This window comes from Streptomyces sp. NBC_01478, assembly GCF_036227225.1.
Classification (GTDB): Bacteria; Actinomycetota; Actinomycetes; order Streptomycetales; family Streptomycetaceae; genus Streptomyces.
This window is the reverse complement of record NZ_CP109444.1, coordinates 5029274-5045267: the sequence shown is the minus strand read 5'-3', so window position 1 is coordinate 5045267 and position 15994 is coordinate 5029274. Positions and strand designations below refer to the sequence as shown.

The following is a 15994-nucleotide window of genomic DNA, read 5'->3' as shown; positions in this document are numbered from 1 at the left end:
TTGAGCACCGCCGCGAACCGCACCCCAGGACCCGACCACCTCTGGACGGTGGACGAGCACCTGGAGGACATCCTCGCGACCGTCCGCCCCCTGGAACCCATCGAGCTGCAACTGCTCGACGCCCAGGGCTGCGTCCTGGTCGAGGACATCACGGTGCCGGTCTCGCTCCCGCCCTTCGACAACAGCTCGATGGACGGGTACGCGGTGCGGGTCACGGACGTCGCGGGCGCGAGCGAGGAGTTCCCCGCCGTCCTGACGGTCGTCGGCGACGTCGCGGCGGGCCGGGCCGAGCCGCTCCACGTGGGCCCCGGAGAGGCCGCCCGCATCATGACCGGCGCCCCGCTCCCGCCCGGCGCCGAGGCCGTCGTCCCCGTGGAATGGACCGACGGAGGCCTCGGCGACGGCCCGGTCACCGGCATGCGGGCCCGCAGCCAGGCCCCCGAGGCCGCCGGCGGCCAGGTGCAGGTGTACCGCCCGGCCGAGGCACGCGCGCACGTACGTGCGACGGGCAGCGACGTGAAGGCGGGCGACCGCGCCCTGGACGCCGGCACGATCCTCGGCCCGCCGCAGATCGCCCTGCTCGCCGCGATCGGCCGCGGCACGGTCCGCGTCCGCCCCCGCCCCCGCGTGGTCGTCATGTCCACCGGCAGCGAACTCGTCCAGCCCGACGAGCAGTTGGGCGACGGCCAGATCTACGACTCCAACAGCTTCGCCCTCACCGCCGCCGCCCGCGACGCCGGCGCCATCGCCTACCGGGTGGGCGCCGTCGCCGACGACGCCGAGACCCTCCGTGACACCATCGAGGACCAGCTCGTCCGCGCCGACCTCCTGGTCACCACCGGCGGCGTGAGCGTCGGGGCGTACGACGTCGTCAAGGAGGCGTTGTCCTCCGTGGGGGACGAGGACGAGGCGGGCGCCGGGATCGACTTCCGCAAGCTCGCGATGCAGCCCGGCAAACCCCAGGGCTTCGGCTCCATCGGCCCCGACCACATCCCGCTGCTGGCCCTCCCCGGCAACCCCGTGTCGTCGTACGTCTCCTTCGAACTGTTCGCCCGGCCCGCGATCCGCACCCTGATGGGCCTCGACGACGTCCACCGCCCGACGACCCGGGCCACCCTCACCACGGACAAGGCGCTGACCTCCCCCAAGGGCCGCAGACAGTTCCTGCGCGGAACGTACGCCGACGGCGAGGTGACCCCCGTAGGGGGCGCCGGATCGCACCTGGTCGCGGCCCTCGCGCTCGCCGACGCGCTGATCGTCGTCCCCGAGGACGTCGAGTCCGTCGAGCCCGGCACCGAGGTCCAGGTGGTCCTGCTCCGCTGACCACTCGCGGTTGGCGGTACCGTGTCGCGCACAACACGCCCGGACCGGGAGCGCCACACAGCATGACTGAGCCTTTCCGGGGGGACACCCCCGGACCCCTTGCGCAAGACCGCCTCACCCACATCGACGACGCGGGCGCCGCCCGGATGGTCGACGTGTCCGGCAAAGACGTGACCGCGCGCACCGCCACCGCCAGCGGACGCGTCCTCGTCTCGCCCCGCGTGGTCGAACTGCTGCGCGGCGAAGGGGTCCCCAAGGGCGACGCCCTGGCCACCGCGCGCATCGCGGGGATCATGGGCGCCAAACGCACCCCGGACCTGATCCCGCTCTGCCACCCGTTGTCGGTGTCGGGTGTGAAACTGGATCTGTCGGTCGCGGACGACTCCGTACGGATCCGGGCCACCGTGAGGACGACGGACCGTACGGGCGTCGAGATGGAGGCGCTCACCGCGGTCTCTGTCGCCGCGCTCACCGTGATCGACATGGTCAAGGCGGTCGACAAGGGAGCGGTCATCACGGACGTGCGCGTGGAGGAGAAGACGGGCGGCAAGTCGGGGGACTGGAGCCGGACATGAGCCCCGACGATTCGGCCGGCGGCGCGCTGCCCGCGCCGTACAGGGCCTTGGTGGTCACCGCCTCCAACCGGGCAGCCGCTGGGGTCTACGAGGACAAGGGCGGCCCCTTGGTCACCGACGGCCTCAAGCGCTTCGGGTTCGTGGTCGAGGGACCGCAGGTGGTCCCCGACGGCCGCCCGGTCGAGGCCGCCCTGCGCGCAGCCATAGAAGCCGGTTACGACGCCGTCGTCACCACTGGCGGCACCGGCGTCTCGCCCACCGACCGCACCCCCGAGGCCACCCGCGCGGTGATCGACTACGAAGTGCCGGGCATCGCCGAGGCCATCCGGGCGTACGGCCGGGAGAAGGTGCCGACCGCGGCGCTCTCCCGTGGCCTTGCCGGAGTCGCCGGGGGCACACTGATCGTCAACCTGCCGGGTTCCGCCGGCGGGGTGCGGGACGGCCTCGCCGTCCTGGAGCCCCTGCTGGCGCACGCCGTCGACCAGATCCGAGGCGGCGATCACCCCAGACCCGCCGACACCAGTGGGGGTGCGAGCTGAACAGCCCATCCTGGCCCGCCGTGCTGGTGGACGGCGACATCGTCCTGAGGCCGATAAAACTGCGTGACCAGCGGGACTGGCGCGAGGTCAACCGGCGCAACCGGGACTGGCTGCGCCCCTGGGAGGCGACCATTCCGCCGCCCACCCCCAGCGGGCCGATCGCGCACCGGCCGACGTACCGGCAGATGGTGCGGCACCTGCGGTCCGAGGCGAACTCGGGCCGGATGCTGCCGTTCGTCATCGAGTACCAGGGGCGCCTGGTCGGGCAGTTGACGGTCGCCGGGATCACCTGGGGCTCGATGTGCTCGGGTCACATCGGCTACTGGGTGGACGAGTCGGTGGCCGGGCGCGGAGTGATGCCGACGTCCGTGGCGCTCGTCGTCGACCACTGTTTCCGTGCCGTGGGACTGCACCGCATCGAGGTCTGCATTCGCCCGGAGAACGGCCCGAGCCGCCGGGTCGTCGAGAAACTCGGATTCCGTGAGGAGGGGCTCAGACCCCGTTATCTCCACATCGACGGCGCCTGGCGCGACCATCTCGTCTTCGCGCTCACCGCGGAAGAGGTGCCCGAGGGGCTGCTGGCCCGCTGGCAGCGGGCGCGCTCCCGGAGCACCCCGCACGACAATCCCGCGTAGCGGGGAGCCTGTTGGGCCCGGACGGGCGGAAGGCCGGAGCCCCGGAAGCCCGGATCCTCGGAAATGGAATAAGTGTTCGAAAGTGATCGACGGATGACCGCCTTGGGGCAATGAATTCGCCAACTCGGCGGCCTGTTGATCGCATCCGTCACAAAAAAAGCTCGAAATATCAGCCAGATCGTGCGACACACCGGCTCAATTGGCAGATGGCCTCACTCAAACCCCTCTACCGTGTGAGGCGTGAGCAGCAGCGGCCTCATCTACGCAGTCATTGTCGGGGCCTGGGCCGCCTACTTGGTGCCGATGTGGCTCCGTAGGCAGGACGAGCTGAACGAGGCCCGTCCGACGGAACGCTTCAGCACCGCCATCCGGCTGCTGTCCGGACGGGCGGGAATGGAGCGCCGGTACGCCAAGGACCTGCGGGCGCGCTCCGCCGAGGAGGGGGAGCCCAGCGCCGTCGTGCCGGACGCCGTCACCGACTCGGTGGACGTCCGGGCCTTCGCCATGCCCCCGGCCCGTTCCCAGGTGCGCGCGTCCGTCCGGCAGCAGAGCCAGGAGCGGCCGGAAGCGGCGCGAGAACCCGAGCGTGGGGCCGGGCGCGAATCGGACCGTGCGGTCGTGCGCGAACCGGAGCGTGCGGCGGGGCGTGAATCGGCGCGCGAAGCCGAGCGTGAGCCGGTTCGCGAACCGGCACGTGAGCAAGTCCGCGACCAGGCGGTCAACCCGGCACCCCAGCAAGTTCCCGCCCAGGCACCCAAGTCCGCCTCCAGGCCTGCCCGCAAGCGCGTCCCGGTCGCGCGGCGCACCCCCGCCGAGGAGGCCGCGGCAGCGCGCGCCCGGCGCGTGAAGGTGCTCGCGCGCCGCCGACGTACCACCGTGATGCTCTTCCTCGCCTTCACACTCGGCGCGATCGTCGCGGCGGTCGGCGGGCTCGCCCTGCTCTGGGCGCCCGGCGTGCCGGCGGTACTGCTCAGCGGGTACATCGCCTACCTGCGCTCCCAGGAACGCCGCCGCTTCGCCTACCAGATGGACCGGCGCCAGGCCGAGGTCGCCGCTCAGCGACTGCGGGAGCGTCAGCCGCGCAGGCGCGCCTCCGTGGACGCCACGATCGACGACACCGAGGAGGGCCCGGAATCGGAGACGGACCCCGGGCTGTCCGCGCTCGCCGCCGACCGCCGCGCCCTCGTCGAGCAGACCGACCACGCCGAGTGGGTCGACCAGCAGCGCGAGCGGCAGCGCAGGCCCGGCCAGGGCGACAGTTGGGACCCGGTACCGGTGCCGCTGCCGACGTACGTCACCGCGCCGGTCGCGCCGCGCGCCACGTCCGACGTGGACCTCGGGGCGCCGGACGCGTGGAGCTCGGCGCGCTCCAGTTCCGTGGCACCGGAGCAGGAAGCGCAGTCCGGCGCACGGGACGACCACGATGCCGGGGACGTCAGGGACGACGCCCGGGACGAGGACGGGGAGGACCCGTCGGAGGACAGGACGACGGCGGACGGCCGCACCGACGCCCGCCGCGCCGCCTCCGCCCGCCGCGCCCGCGAGCGGGGCCGCACCCCCCTCTTCGACCAGTACGAGGACGGCGAACGGCCCCGCGCGGCCAACGAGTGACCAGGCACGGAACGGATTTCCAAGCACCCTGACGGGGATGCTAGAGTTTCACTCGTTGCAAGGGCCTGTGGCGCAGTCTGGTAGCGCACCTCGTTCGCATCGAGGGGGTCTGGGGTTCAAATCCCCACAGGTCCACCGCACGACTGTTCTTGAGTTGGCTCGGGAGTAGTTGACGAGATCCCGTCCGATCTGTTGATCGGGCGGGATCTTTGCATGTGCTGGGCTTGTTCGAGGCGGTGTCCGAACGTGGCGATGGCTGTGGGGGCGTGCTCGGTGGGGTTTCGCGGTGAGCGCGGGTGAAGACGGGTGCTCAAGGCAGGCTGGAGTCGCCGGTGGGCGCGTGGATGCTCTCGGCGCGCTACTGAGGTGTCAGTTTGCTGTGGCGTCCGGGGGCCGGCGGGGCGGGGGGAGTCCGGTTGCGATGACCGGCGGTGGCGTGAGCCCGTTCGGTGTCGTGGAGTCTGCGGGGACGGCGTTGGAGGAAGTCTCCGTCGTGGTCTGGTCCCAGGCGAGCAGGATGCCCAGGTTGATGGTGAGGATCATCAAGGCGAGGAGGATGGTCTGGGCGACGCGGCCGTGGGCGAGTCGCTGGCGGGGGTCGGCGATATCGATGCCGTGGCTCTTGGCCCTGCCGTTCAACCCCTCAATGTTGGCTCGGCCGGGGCGGTAGGCGTCCTGCCAGGCCGGGTCGAGGTAGTGCCGGTCCTGCCGGTACTTGTCGATCTTCCCGAGGTCGCCGGGGCGGACGGTGATGGTGGGCTTCTGGCAGATCTTCGGCAGATGGTCCGCTGGCGGTGGCCGCAGCCGTTCGGTCTGGGGAATGGGAACGGGCGGCTTGGCCGCTGTGTGGGCGGCGGTGGCGCGCGCGTTGGTGAGGTCCACAGGCACTGGCCGGGAGGCGGGGTGTGAGGTCCTCGGGCAGGGCCTGTCCCGGCACCGGCGCCTTGGTCCTGACGGTGGCGAGCAGCCGGTCCTGGACCTCGCGGTCGAGCACGGACTGACCGGCGGCAGCGGCCCGGATCGCCCGGGTGATGTCCTGGCGTCCCGCGTTCTTGGCCAGGTAACCACGGGCTCCTGCGCTCAGCGCGCCCAGGATCGAGTCGTCGTCGGCGAAGGTGGTCAGCACGACCACCGCCACCTCCGGGTACTCCTCGCCCAGCCGACGGGTTGCCTCGATCCCGTCCATCACGGGCATGCGCAGGTCCATCAGCACGACGTCCACCGGCCCGGCGGCAACAGCCGTCAGCACCTCGCTTCCGTCCGCGGCGGCCCGACGACGTCGATGTCCTCGGACAGCCCGAGCACTGCGGCGAGCGGCTCCCGAACGGCGGCCTGATCGTCGGCGACGACCACCCTCAACCGCTGCGGCTTCTCGGTCGGTTCACTCATCCCGGGATCACTGCCTCCACCTGCCAGCCGCCCTGATCCGGTCCCTCGGTGACCGGGCCCGCGGTGACGGTTCCGCCCAGCAGAGCGACGCGTTCGCGCATTCCGATCAACCCCATCCCGCTACCGACGCCCGCGGTCACCTCACGGGTGGCGGGGCGGTTGCAGATCCTCAGTGTGGTCGAGGAGGCGGCGAACGTCAGCTCCACGCCGGCATCTCCCCCGGGAGCGTGCCGAGCGGCGTTGGTCAGCGCCTCCTGGGCGATCCGCAGCAGATTCTGGGTCACTTGGACCGGCACCTCACGGACGGTCCCGGTGACGGTGAGAACGCCACGGTGACCCGACGATTCGAGCATCGCGGCCAGGCTCTCCAGCAGCGGCAGCGAGTCCTCGCGCAGCGCGTGCACGGTCCACTGAGCCTGTTTCAGGCTCTCTTTGACCAGGCCGTGGGCCTTGTTGTTGGCCTCCCGGACCTTCTCCAGGTCACCGGTGTCGATCAGTGCATCGGCCAGCTCCAACTGCATGTTGATCCCGGCCAGCGAGTGCGCCAGAACGTCGTGCACGTCCCGTGCGATCCGACTGCGCTCGGTCAGCACGGCGGTCTGGGCCTCGGCCCGGGCGGCGCGTTCGGCCGACTCGGCTGCCGCGATCGCCGCCAGTACGGCCCGGCGTTGACTGCGGTTGACGATGCCGACCAGGACCGGGGCGCCGGTGGCGAGACCGAGTGCCCAGGGCAACAGGAGGTGCCCCGGCCCGAGGTGGAAGTACAGGACACCGCCGCAGAGCAGACTGCAGATCCCCGCGAGAACGAGGGCCGGCTTGGTCTCGAGCCGGTATCCGATGTGACCGGCGAGGAAGAAGGCGAAAAGGTAAGTCGTTCCGCTGCGGCCGGCGCCGATCAGAGCGGCCGCCGCGACGACGCCGAGGGACAGCCAGACGAGAGCGAGATGCTGGGGAACCTTGCTCTCGGGCAGGCGCCGGGCCAGCAGCGCCGCAGAGTTGATCACGAAGAGGACAGCGACGGTCAGACCCCGGCCGCTGAAACCCATGGGCCGGATCGTCAGGATTCCGACGACGATGACCGCGAGGGTCAGCACCCACTGCACACGCGGGTCCTGTCCGGGAACCGGCCGCGAGCCCGCCCCCTGGGCCGCGGTCTTCCCGTGGGGAGGGGCGCTCTCGGTTGCGAACACGGGCAGAACATAACGCACGGTCAGGCCGTACGGTCGAGGACGGGCACGGGGTGGGTCACCGTCCGGGTCCGGCTTCGTATGAAGATCGTGGCCAGCCGCGTGACCACTTCGGTGAGTGCCATCAACACGAACGCCGCTACCCAGGCATCCTCGCTGGTGATGTGGTGAGTGATGCTGAACCGGGCGACGTCGTCGGCGCCACCCCCGTGCTCGGTCCACATCTGGAAACCCATCCGCGCCCCCATGCCCACTACCCACAGGATCGCCGACACCGCACCGGCCTTGATCAGGACGTGCTCGCCAACGGTTCGGAGCCGGGTGCAGATGCCGCCGGCGACGCCGAGCGCAGCACCCACGCTCATCAGGACCCCGATCAGCAGCAGGTCGTTGCCCGCGGTAGGAACGCTGTCCAGGTAGGAGTAGGCCACGAAGGTCACGATCCCCAGCGGGATCAGGAAGGACTTGAGGTCGAGTCGGCCTTCCCGCAGCTGCCGGAAGACGACGAGGATGAGGGCGATGTCGGTGATCCACTCGGTCGTTGTCATGCCCTCAAGACTGCTGCGATGTGGCTCACAGCACCTGGACCCATGGGTGGAAACGGGGGTGGAGATCAACCGCTCCCCGATGTCCACCCCACCTGCCGGGCGACGCCACACCAAGGAAGACGTCGGCAGCGTGATTGCTGCGCGCTTTGTTGCCCCGCGCTGGCGTACCGGTGATCAGTCTGTGCGGCTGGCCGCAGGGCTGGTCGGGACCTTGAGGATGGCCGGCGGGCGGTGTGGTGCCGAGGTCGACGGTGAGGTCCAAGCGGTGGAGTGGGGGCCGGGCGGGTCGATGTCGTGCGGGGACAGAAAGTCGCCGATCCAGTTCAGGCCGATGAGGACGGCGTCGAGGTTCTCCGCCATCCACGAGCCGGCCGCGTGGAGGAGGTCGGATTCCTCGGAGGCGGTGAACGTGATGACTTGGACGTTGTTCTCACGGGTCTTGGTCTCGACGGGGCCGTGGTACGTCTTGTAGTCGTGGGGAGGCTGCGGGCGTCCGATCCGGGTGACGTTCTGCTCGTCGTCGCTCATACGTCTGCCTTTCCGTCGAGTACCTGCCGGGTGAGCCGTTCCATCAGCTCCGGGTCGGTGCCGCTGCCGGGGCCGGTGATGCGGGCGCGGACCTGCCGCCGGGGGCCGATGACCTGTGCTTCGTCGGAAGCGTCGGCCTCCTCGGCTTCGGCCAGGGCCCGGTGGAGCGAGGCGACCGAGGAGTGCTTGCCCACGTTCTTGCCGGTCTTGATGGTGAGCTTCTTCGCGATCTCCGGGACGGGGACGCCCTTGTCCTTCAGCGCGACGGCGAAGGTGAGGGAGTCGTCGTCGATGACCTTGGGGCGTCCGCCGTGGTTGCCCTTGCTCGCCGCGGTGACCTGGCCCTCCAGGGTCTTCTCGCGGATGTAGTTGCGGTCGAGTTGGGCGTCGACGGCGAGGACGGCGAGGAATATGGGGCCCATGCCCTTGGGGTCGTAGATGCCGGGGAGGGGCCGGTGAGGAGTTCGAGCTGGACGCTGGCGGTCTGGAGCTGGGTGGACAGGGTCATCAGCTCGGCCGCGTTACGCGCGAGGCGCTTCAGCTCGTGGACGGTGAGGATGATCTCCTGGTCGGGGGCGGCCTCCTTGATGTCGTACGCGAGCTTGAGCGCTTCCTCCAGCTCGGGCCGCACCTTGACGCGGGTGCTGATCTTCTCGGAGAAGACGCGCTTGCACTGCGCGAGGGCGAGGGCATCGAGTTGGGACTGGAGTTCCTGCTGGGCGGTCGAGCACCGGGCGCACCCGATCCGGATCGGCTTCGCGGCCGGCGCGACGGGTGCCGCCCCGACCGGCGGTCCCGGCTTCCACGCCTGGCCGGGTCTGCGGTCCTCGGGGATGCGGACGTCGAGTTCTTCGCGGAGCGCGGGGACGAGGATGAAGCGCGGGGTGTGGTACTTCGTCGCGGTCTTCCCGCCGCGGGTGCGGCACGGACTCCCGGCCGGGGCTTCACACTTCGGAAAGTCGTTTCGTTCTACCGCATTTGCTGCTTGATCGGGCGACAGGTCCACCCCGGAAGTCCGTCAGAACTGTTTGGCAGAACGACGAGGTTTTGAGAGGTTTTCTGCAAATGGCGACCTGCGGAAACGCGATCGCCCGGAGGGTGTTCTCAGAACTCTCGCATCTGGTCATTTGTGAGAGGTGCCCAGCGCTGGCGTGACTGCGATTGACGGCACCATAGAGCTGGCGTGCGCCCCGTCGCCCCACTCCGCAGCCTGCGCCTGGATGGCCGGTCAGACGGCTCCGTGGAGCTGTTGTTCCGACCGTCGGGTGTTCCGCGTGCGGGCACTCTGCGGGCTCAGGGCTCGTGGTGGCTCAGCCTGCGTCCGTCGTAGGTGCCGCGGCGCTTGCCGGTTGGCGATCTGGTCCCGCAGTGCCTTTCAGTCCTCGCCCCGGGCCGGGGTGCCGCCGGCGGCGACGGCGTCGAATTGGGTGGTCAGGTCGCCGGTCAGGCGGGTGAGCAGACGGATGAGCTCGGTGCGGTCGTGGTCGGGCCACTGGGCGAGCGCCGCGGTGAACCAGCCGTTGACGATGGCGGTGTACTGCTGGACGATCCGCTGCCCGGACGGGGTAAGGGCGATCAGGCGGGCCCTTTGGTCTTCGGGGTCGGGGACGCGCTTGATGATCGACCGCTTTTCCAGGCTGTTGAGGTGGCGGGTGACGTGGGGTCCGACGACCTGCATGCGGGTGGCGATCTCGCCGACCCGCAGCGGGCGTTCGGCGGCGTCCAGGATGACCAGGATCGTCATGGCGGGCCGGTCCAGTGCCACTCCTGCTTCCTGGACGGCCTGTTCGTAGAGCTGCCCGCGGTTGAGCAGGGTCCGCAGCTGGAGCAGGTGCGGCAGCAGCCCGGTCGCCGTCTTGCTGAGAGGATCCATGTCCACGCTCCCTTGATAGATACCTAACGTAGGTATATTGTATCTTCCGGAAGCCGACCTCGCGGGAGATCGGGCCGCCGTCAAACATGATACCTAAGGTAGGTAATCAACGCCATGAACGAGCCCACTCCCACCACCGCGAACCCGACCACGACCGACGTCCTGATCATCGGCGCCGGTCCCGCCGGCCTGACCCTGGCCTGCGACCTGGCCCGACGCGGCATCGGCTTCCTCCTCCTGGAACGCTCCACCACGCCCAGCACCGCCTCCCGCGCCAAGACCATCCAGCCCCGCACCATGGAGGTCGTCGACGACCTCGGCGTGGCCGGGCGCGTCCTGACCCAGGGCCGGGTGAACGTCCCTACCCGCCGCTACGACCGCGAGCAGGTGGTCTCCGAGGCGGTGGAGCTCGCCGGAGGTGCGCACACCACGGACGCCCCCTACCCGCCGGTCTGGCTCTCCCAGCCGCGCTTCGAGCAGATTCTGCGCGACCGCCTGGCCGAACTCGGCGGAGCCATCCACTGGGGGAGCGAGGTCACCGACCTCCAGCAGGACGACGACGGCGTCGCCGCCACCGTCACCGCCGGGCCCGACGCGGGCAGCCGCACCGTGCGCGCCCGCTACGCCGTCGGCGCCGACGGCGGACGCAGCACCGTCCGCGCGCTGGCCGGCATCGACATGCACGGCGTCTCCCTGACCGACCAGCGCTGGCACCTGGGCGACGTCCGCGTCACCGGCCTGTCCCGCCACTGCCAGCACCTGTGGACCAGCAAGGAAGACGGCCTGCTGTCGCTGTTCCCGCTGCCCGGCACCGACCTGTGGCAGTTCCAGGCATCCATCCCCGCCGACCAGGCCGAGCCCGAGGAGCCGTCGCTGGAGCTGTTCCGCCGCATCTTCGCCGAGCGCGCCACAGTCCCGGGCGTGGTCATCCAGGACGTCGCCTGGCTCTCCCTCTACCGGATCAACGTGGTCCTGGCCGACCGCTACCGCTCCGGGCGGATCCTCCTGGCCGGCGACGCCGGCCACATCCACTCCCCGGCCGGCGGCCAGGGCATGAACACCGGCATCCAGGACGCCTACAACCTCGGCTGGAAGCTCGCCGCCCTCCTCGACGGCGCCGACCCGGCCCTGCTCGACACCTACGAGCACGAGCGCCGCCCCGTCGCCCGCAACGTCCTGGACGACAGCACCACCCGCCTGGGCAACGTGATGCGCACGGCAGCCGCCGGCGACGGCCCCTCCGCCCAGCAGGGACTCACCGACGACCGCACCACCGGCCTGGGCATCGCCTACACCGGCAGCCCCCTCACCCACGGCCCCGGCGCGGGGGTCCGCGCCCCCGACGCGCCCTGCCGCAACGCCGACACCGGCAGCCCCACCCGCCTGTTCGACCTGCTGCGCGGCCCCCAGTGGACCCTGCTCTCCTTCGGGAGCGACGCCGTCCAGCAGGCCCCCGACGGCCCGCGCACCATCCGGGTGACCACCGACCTGACCGCCACCGGCGCCAACACCGTCATCGACACCGACGACCTCGCCCACCACGCCTACCGGGTCACCGGCGACGAACTCGTCCTCATCCGCCCCGACGGCTACATCGCCACCCGCCGCCCCGCCGACGACCTGGCCGCCGTCCTCGCCCTGGCCGCCACCAACGGCCTGTGACCCGCTGCATTGGACACACGGCGGACAGCACCGAAAGCCGGCGATCCTCCGCAACATCGTCGGATGATGCGGTGTGCCGCAGCCGGCCCGGGCAGATCCCTGCCCGGGCCGGCTGCGGCACACCGCATCGCGCTGGGCGCCGGACCCCCAGAAAATGTCCTAGGAGTTGAGGCCGCCGTCGATGGTGATGGTGGTGCCGGTGATGTGGCGTCCGCCTTCTCCGGCGAGGTGGGCGATCATCGCGGCGATGTCGTCGGGGCGGCCGTAGCGGCCCAGCGGGGTGAGGTCGCGCATGCGGTGGGCCTGGGGGCCGTCAGCGGGGTTGGCGTCGGTGTCGGTGGGGCCGGGCTGGACCAGCACGGTGTTGATGCCGCGGGGGCCCAGCTCGCGGGCAAGTCCGCGGGTGAGTCCGTGGAGCGCGGACTTGCTGGAGGCGTAGAGCGCCATGCCGTTGAGGCCCTCGATGTTGGCTCGGGCGGGCCGGTAGGCGTCGCTCCAGGACGGATGAAGGTAGTGCCGGTCCTGTCGGTTCTTGTCGAGGGCACCGAGGCCGCCGGGGCGGACGGTGAGCGGTGGCCTCTGGCAGATCTCCGGGAGCCCTTGCTCGGGTGGGGGCCGTAGTCGTTCGTCTGTGGGGATGGGACGAGCGGCTTGGCCGCGGTGTGAGCGGTGGCGCCTCGACGGTTGGTGAGGTCCACCGTGACCGGTCGCGACACGGTTGGAGGGTGCACCAAGTCGACACGAGGGCAGGCCACCGAAGGCGATTGGTGGTCACCGTGGCTCGCTCGGTGACCACTCGCGTGGCCCCTGGGTGCGTCAGGCCGCCGCCGACGCCCTCTGCGGCACGGACGAGGACGTCGTGACGTTCCTGCGCACCGGCTGGGACACGGCTGAGCGGCGCGAGACCCGTGATGGGGTCACCGATCTGAGCACCAACAGCCCCTACGCAAGCGTCCGTACGGCCGCCGCCACTGCTCTCGCCGGCGACGACAGAACCGTCAGCGACTTCTACACCACCGGCCAGTACACCGCCGGTGCGGTCGACATGGAAGTCGAGGCATCCAAGCTCGTCAACGCCGGCGGACCGGAAGTTCAGGCAGCCGCGAAGGTGGCCCTGGCCGGCCACGCCGCCGCTCTGCACGACTTCATAGCCGTCGGGCAGTACATGGCCGACCGCAAAGACCAGCTCGCCGCCACCCATGTCGCACAGGTCACGGGGCTGATCGCGCAGGCCGACGCGATCTCCGCCACAGCACGGTCGAACGCCTGGCCGTCATCCCAGGCCGCGTTCGCTGCCAACGGCGCTGCCGACAAGGCACAAGACGCGGCCAACCGGGCCGGCGACTCCGCACGTGAGGCATCCGGCTACGCCCGGGACGCGGACGCCTCCGCCGACCAGGCGCAGCTCAGCGGTCCGCTGCGTCTGCACCTCGTCGGCGTCCAGGGTCACGCGCTCCCCGGAGGGGCCGAGCACTTCGCCTGCGTGCCGATGGCAGCACGGCGCGCGCCGTGCACCCTGCGACGAGACGGGATGCGCTCGCAGCGGTCCCGGCAGCGCAACGGCGTGGCGCCCGAGCTGGAGCCCAACTCCTGCCCCGGACACGGCGACCAGGACCGGTCCCCCTCACTGTGTCGGCCGTCGTAAATGTCTTCGCCGAGTACAGGGGATTGCTGCACAGTGGCGCTGGCGCGGTCGACTCCACGACTTTAGGCAGTCGTTTTGGGGCGAGCCTGCTAAGGCCATGACCGGACGTCGTGCTTTGACCGGCAGGTCCACGGACTGCCCGACTCGCCGTAAGTCTGAGGGGCCATGATCACTCGCCCCGGAGCAGCACCAGCCCCAAGTCGATTCGCTGGCCTTCAGGTTGTGTCCTGCGATTCGAGCGGTCTACCTGGATGGGTGATTTCGAGAATCCGGCCGCGCTGCAAGCACTTGTTTCGACGTGGAGTGCGCAACATCACATCACCGCAATCAGTGCATCCGTACTGTCGGCAAACGCCCACGACACGAGCATCTACGCAGGTCAGAGCCTTACGTAGGCATGCAGCTGACAAACCACCCCTTGTCTCGTAGGATGCACGCCATGCCCGAACGTCCCAGTCAGCAACATGGCCTCTTCGACCCTTCTGCACAGTCCGACGAGGCAGAGGGACCAGTTGTGCCGAGCAGAATTCGCACCGTCTACGCCTTCCATCAGCCTCGTGAACTGACAGAAGCGCAAAGAGAAAAATTTCGCAAGATGTCACGCGATTCCCGCGAGGCGCGGCGCTCTGCTTTGGCCGGGGAAGGCCCAGAGCCCATCCATGAGATCAACGTCCCCAATTATCGGCCGCTGGATTTCATGCCCCTGCGCGAGGGCGGCACGCTGAGTTCCCTTTCGCTCTTCAGCGGTGGTGGTGGGCTTGACCTCGGTGTGGAGCGCGCCGGTTTTACCCATACCGCTTCATTTGAGCTGATGGACGAAGCAGGTGACACCCTCCGCAAGGCTCGCAGTGACTGGACTGTCTATAGCGGAGATGACGAGGGCGATGTTCGGGGCATCGATTTCAAACCGTGGCGCGGAAAAGTAGATCTGCTTCACGGCGGGCCGCCCTGCCAACCCTTTTCGAACGCGGGCCGTCAGCAAGGGCATCTGGACGAACGTGATATGTGGCCCCAGTTCGTCAGGGCGGTCAAGGAGATCCGCCCGGCGGCCTTCATCGGGGAGAACGTTCCGGCGCTGGCGAGCCCGAAGTTCTCGGAATATGTGTCCGAGAACATCGTGGCGCCACTCTCGGGTAGCTACCATATTGAGCAGGTTATTCTGCAGGCGAGCGACTTCGGTGTGCCGCAGCTGCGACGCCGCGTTTTCTTCGTAGGGTTCAGAACAAAGAAAATGGCCAACGCCTGGAAAGCCCCGGAACCCACACACTTCTGGGGTGATGCATCGACTGCAGGCGGCCAGAAATGTATGGGCCTCCGTCAGGCGCTAGGACTTCCGGATATCGGCGTCGATGATCTGTCACCAACGATCCGGAGCAGCCTGACGGGGCCGCGCCATACCACTTCGATTCTCAACAGTGTGGCCGCTCAGCGGAAATTCGAGAGTCTGGAGGTCTGGCCCAACGGTGTGGCTGCCGATCGGGCTGCGGCACGGGCGTTCGTCGCCAAGCACGGCCACTTCCGGCTGTCGGTCCCAGACGTGGCGCTGATCCAGGGATTTCCCGAGGACTGGCCGTTCGTGGGAGCCACTTACATGGCACTGGGGCAGATCGGCAACGCGGTACCGCCGCCGCTCGCCTATGCGGTCGCGTCGTCGGTGCTCGACGCCTTCTCCAAGTAGTCACGCACGAGTCGTCGAAGGTTCATCGCGGGCTCGTCGGTGATCATGGCGAGGTTCTTGATGTAGGTAAGCGGAATGTGTGGGTTGTTTAGCGTGGCGCCGCGCGACATCACGTAGTGGCAGCGCTCGCGCATGAGGCCCACCATGCGATCCAAGGAGTAGCGGGCCTCTTTTCCGACCGAGAGATCCGCTTCTTCTGTGTATCGTGCCGCAGACCACTGCTTCTTCATGATCCACTGGGCGTCTTTCTTGGTGTAAAATTCTTTCTCGCCAAGAAGACTGATCACAGTGCCTTCCGTGATTCCACGGCTTGCGTGCTCTGCCAGCTCCACGTCGGGCTGAATGTACTCCGCTTTGTCGGAAATCCATTTGGCCATGTCGTCCGGGGAGGCGTAGTAGCTGCGCAGAAGGCGAGTGCCCGCGGTGTTGTAGAACCCGAAGATCCAGTGAATGTTCTTCCACTTGGCGAAGTGATTGGCCCCGAGATCTCGGACCGTGGATACACCCTTGCTCGTGGCGGATTTGAGCTCGAATGCCACCCTGTGGCCGTCGACGGTCAGGTAGGCATCGGTATCTGATCTCTTGCGATCCTCGGAAACTTCAAGGTTGAACCGATCCACCATCTGGTTCTCGCGCTTGTCGTCTTGGACACTCATGATCGCATGATGGCATCTCGTGCAATGGTCGGGACCCTGGGCGAAGTATGTGCGGTAAGCGCGATATGTCCGCAGTGGTTTCCATTCACCTTGGAGAAGGGTTCCGACCGGGTTCGCGGAGTGATCGTCATGCTGTCTCGGGGCT

General features: G+C 69.1%; 15 protein-coding genes, 1 tRNA gene and 3 pseudogenes. 9 read left to right on the top strand and 10 right to left on the bottom strand.

All coding sequences use genetic code 11. From position 1 onward, the window contains the following. From glp to OG223_RS22575, 6 genes are all read left to right on the top strand, one after another. Entirely contained in the window at nt 1-1323 is a 1323-nt protein-coding gene (gene glp / locus OG223_RS22600; protein ID WP_329251501.1) for a molybdotransferase-like divisome protein Glp, read from the top strand. Nucleotides 1324-1385: 62 nt separating this feature from the next. After that, the gene (gene moaC / locus OG223_RS22595; protein ID WP_329251499.1) at nt 1386-1898 is read left to right on the top strand and encodes a cyclic pyranopterin monophosphate synthase MoaC; all 513 of its coding nucleotides are present in this window, start codon (nt 1386-1388) and stop codon (nt 1896-1898) included. After that, complete coding sequence (locus OG223_RS22590) at nt 1895-2437, top strand: MogA/MoaB family molybdenum cofactor biosynthesis protein (protein ID WP_329251496.1); 543 nt, start codon at nt 1895-1897, stop codon at nt 2435-2437. Before moaC ends, OG223_RS22590 begins: the two co-directional genes overlap by 4 nt. Before the next feature lie 20 nt (nt 2438-2457). Further along, nucleotides 2458-3072 (top strand): GNAT family N-acetyltransferase, encoded by a 615-nt coding sequence (locus OG223_RS22585; RefSeq protein WP_329251494.1) that lies wholly within the window; start codon nt 2458-2460, stop codon nt 3070-3072. 240 nt (nt 3073-3312) lie between these two features. Beyond that, nucleotides 3313-4683, top strand: coding sequence for a divisome protein SepX/GlpR (sepX, locus tag OG223_RS22580; protein WP_329251491.1), 1371 nt, complete (start codon nt 3313-3315; stop codon nt 4681-4683). Between the two features lie 61 nt (nt 4684-4744). Then, a tRNA-Ala gene (locus OG223_RS22575) sits at nt 4745-4818 on the top strand. Nucleotides 4819-5052: 234 nt separating this feature from the next. On the opposite strand, the gene OG223_RS22570 is transcribed toward OG223_RS22575, so the two are convergent. The 8 genes and pseudogenes from OG223_RS22570 to OG223_RS22535 all read right to left on the bottom strand — a co-directional run bounded on the left by OG223_RS22570 (nt 5053) and on the right by OG223_RS22535 (nt 10208). Further along, nucleotides 5053-5565, bottom strand: coding sequence for a hypothetical protein (locus OG223_RS22570; protein ID WP_329265928.1), 513 nt, complete (start codon nt 5563-5565; stop codon nt 5053-5055). Between the two features lie 16 nt (nt 5566-5581). Beyond that, a pseudogene (locus OG223_RS22565) lies at nt 5582-6072 on the bottom strand (response regulator); the annotation flags it as partial. Beyond that, nucleotides 6069-7175 carry a sensor histidine kinase gene (locus OG223_RS22560; RefSeq protein ID WP_443073849.1) on the bottom strand — a complete coding sequence of 369 codons (1107 nt, stop codon included), beginning with the start codon at nt 7173-7175 and terminating at the stop codon, nt 6069-6071. The pseudogene OG223_RS22565 and the gene OG223_RS22560, both read right to left, overlap by 4 nt. Before the next feature lie 107 nt (nt 7176-7282). Further along, a complete protein-coding gene (locus tag OG223_RS22555) occupies nt 7283-7807 on the bottom strand; it encodes a hypothetical protein (RefSeq protein ID WP_329251486.1) in 525 nt (174 codons plus the stop codon). A gap of 174 nt (nt 7808-7981) precedes the next feature. Beyond that, nucleotides 7982-8335 carry a hypothetical protein gene (locus tag OG223_RS22550; RefSeq protein WP_329251484.1) on the bottom strand — a complete coding sequence of 118 codons (354 nt, stop codon included), beginning with the start codon at nt 8333-8335 and terminating at the stop codon, nt 7982-7984. Next, nucleotides 8332-8757, bottom strand: a complete 426-nt coding sequence (locus tag OG223_RS22545) for a hypothetical protein (RefSeq protein WP_329251482.1) — start codon at nt 8755-8757, stop codon at nt 8332-8334. The genes OG223_RS22550 and OG223_RS22545 overlap by 4 nt, the downstream gene beginning before the upstream one ends. 86 nt (nt 8758-8843) lie before the next feature. Then, nucleotides 8844-9341: pseudogene (locus OG223_RS22540) on the bottom strand (recombinase family protein); the annotation flags it as partial. A gap of 369 nt (nt 9342-9710) precedes the next feature. Continuing rightward, nucleotides 9711-10208: a MarR family winged helix-turn-helix transcriptional regulator gene (locus tag OG223_RS22535; RefSeq protein WP_329251479.1), complete on the bottom strand. Its 498-nt coding sequence runs from the start codon at nt 10206-10208 to the stop codon at nt 9711-9713. A gap of 114 nt (nt 10209-10322) precedes the next feature. Between OG223_RS22535 and OG223_RS22530 the strand changes: the two genes are divergently transcribed. Further along, nucleotides 10323-11870 (top strand): FAD-dependent monooxygenase, encoded by a 1548-nt coding sequence (locus tag OG223_RS22530; RefSeq protein ID WP_329251477.1) that lies wholly within the window; start codon nt 10323-10325, stop codon nt 11868-11870. Between the two features lie 159 nt (nt 11871-12029). Here the strand turns inward: OG223_RS22530 and OG223_RS22525 are convergent. Continuing rightward, nucleotides 12030-12320, bottom strand: a pseudogene (locus tag OG223_RS22525) (SDR family oxidoreductase); the annotation flags it as partial. A gap of 361 nt (nt 12321-12681) precedes the next feature. Here OG223_RS22525 and OG223_RS22520 point away from each other — a divergent pair. Together OG223_RS22520 and OG223_RS22515 are read left to right on the top strand one after the other, a co-directional pair. Beyond that, nucleotides 12682-13515 (top strand): ALF repeat-containing protein, encoded by an 834-nt coding sequence (locus OG223_RS22520; RefSeq protein ID WP_329251475.1) that lies wholly within the window; start codon nt 12682-12684, stop codon nt 13513-13515. 439 nt (nt 13516-13954) lie between these two features. Then, nucleotides 13955-15193, top strand: coding sequence for a DNA cytosine methyltransferase (locus OG223_RS22515; protein ID WP_329251472.1), 1239 nt, complete (start codon nt 13955-13957; stop codon nt 15191-15193). On the opposite strand, the gene OG223_RS22510 is transcribed toward OG223_RS22515, so the two are convergent. Next, a complete protein-coding gene (locus OG223_RS22510) occupies nt 15151-15849 on the bottom strand; it encodes a hypothetical protein (protein ID WP_329251470.1) in 699 nt (232 codons plus the stop codon). The genes OG223_RS22515 and OG223_RS22510 overlap by 43 nt on opposite strands. Nucleotides 15850-15994: the final 145 nt, after the last annotated feature.

Excerpts from the sequence above, each read along its gene's own strand:
- OG223_RS22515 (WP_329251472.1), top strand. The coding sequence starts at position 13,955 with ATGCCCGAACGTCCCAGTCAGCAACATGGCCTCTTCGACCCTTCTGCA.
- OG223_RS22550 (WP_329251484.1), bottom strand. The coding sequence starts at position 8,335 with ATGAGCGACGACGAGCAGAACGTCACCCGGATCGGACGCCCGCAGCCT.
- OG223_RS22590 (WP_329251496.1), top strand. The coding sequence starts at position 1,895 with ATGAGCCCCGACGATTCGGCCGGCGGCGCGCTGCCCGCGCCGTACAGG.
- moaC (WP_329251499.1), top strand. The coding sequence starts at position 1,386 with ATGACTGAGCCTTTCCGGGGGGACACCCCCGGACCCCTTGCGCAAGAC.
- OG223_RS22545 (WP_329251482.1), bottom strand. The coding sequence starts at position 8,757 with ATGGGCCCCATATTCCTCGCCGTCCTCGCCGTCGACGCCCAACTCGAC.
- OG223_RS22530 (WP_329251477.1), top strand. The coding sequence starts at position 10,323 with ATGAACGAGCCCACTCCCACCACCGCGAACCCGACCACGACCGACGTC.
- OG223_RS22535 (WP_329251479.1), bottom strand. The coding sequence starts at position 10,208 with ATGGATCCTCTCAGCAAGACGGCGACCGGGCTGCTGCCGCACCTGCTC.
- OG223_RS22555 (WP_329251486.1), bottom strand. The coding sequence starts at position 7,807 with ATGACAACGACCGAGTGGATCACCGACATCGCCCTCATCCTCGTCGTC.
- OG223_RS22510 (WP_329251470.1), bottom strand. The coding sequence starts at position 15,849 with ATGAGTGTCCAAGACGACAAGCGCGAGAACCAGATGGTGGATCGGTTC.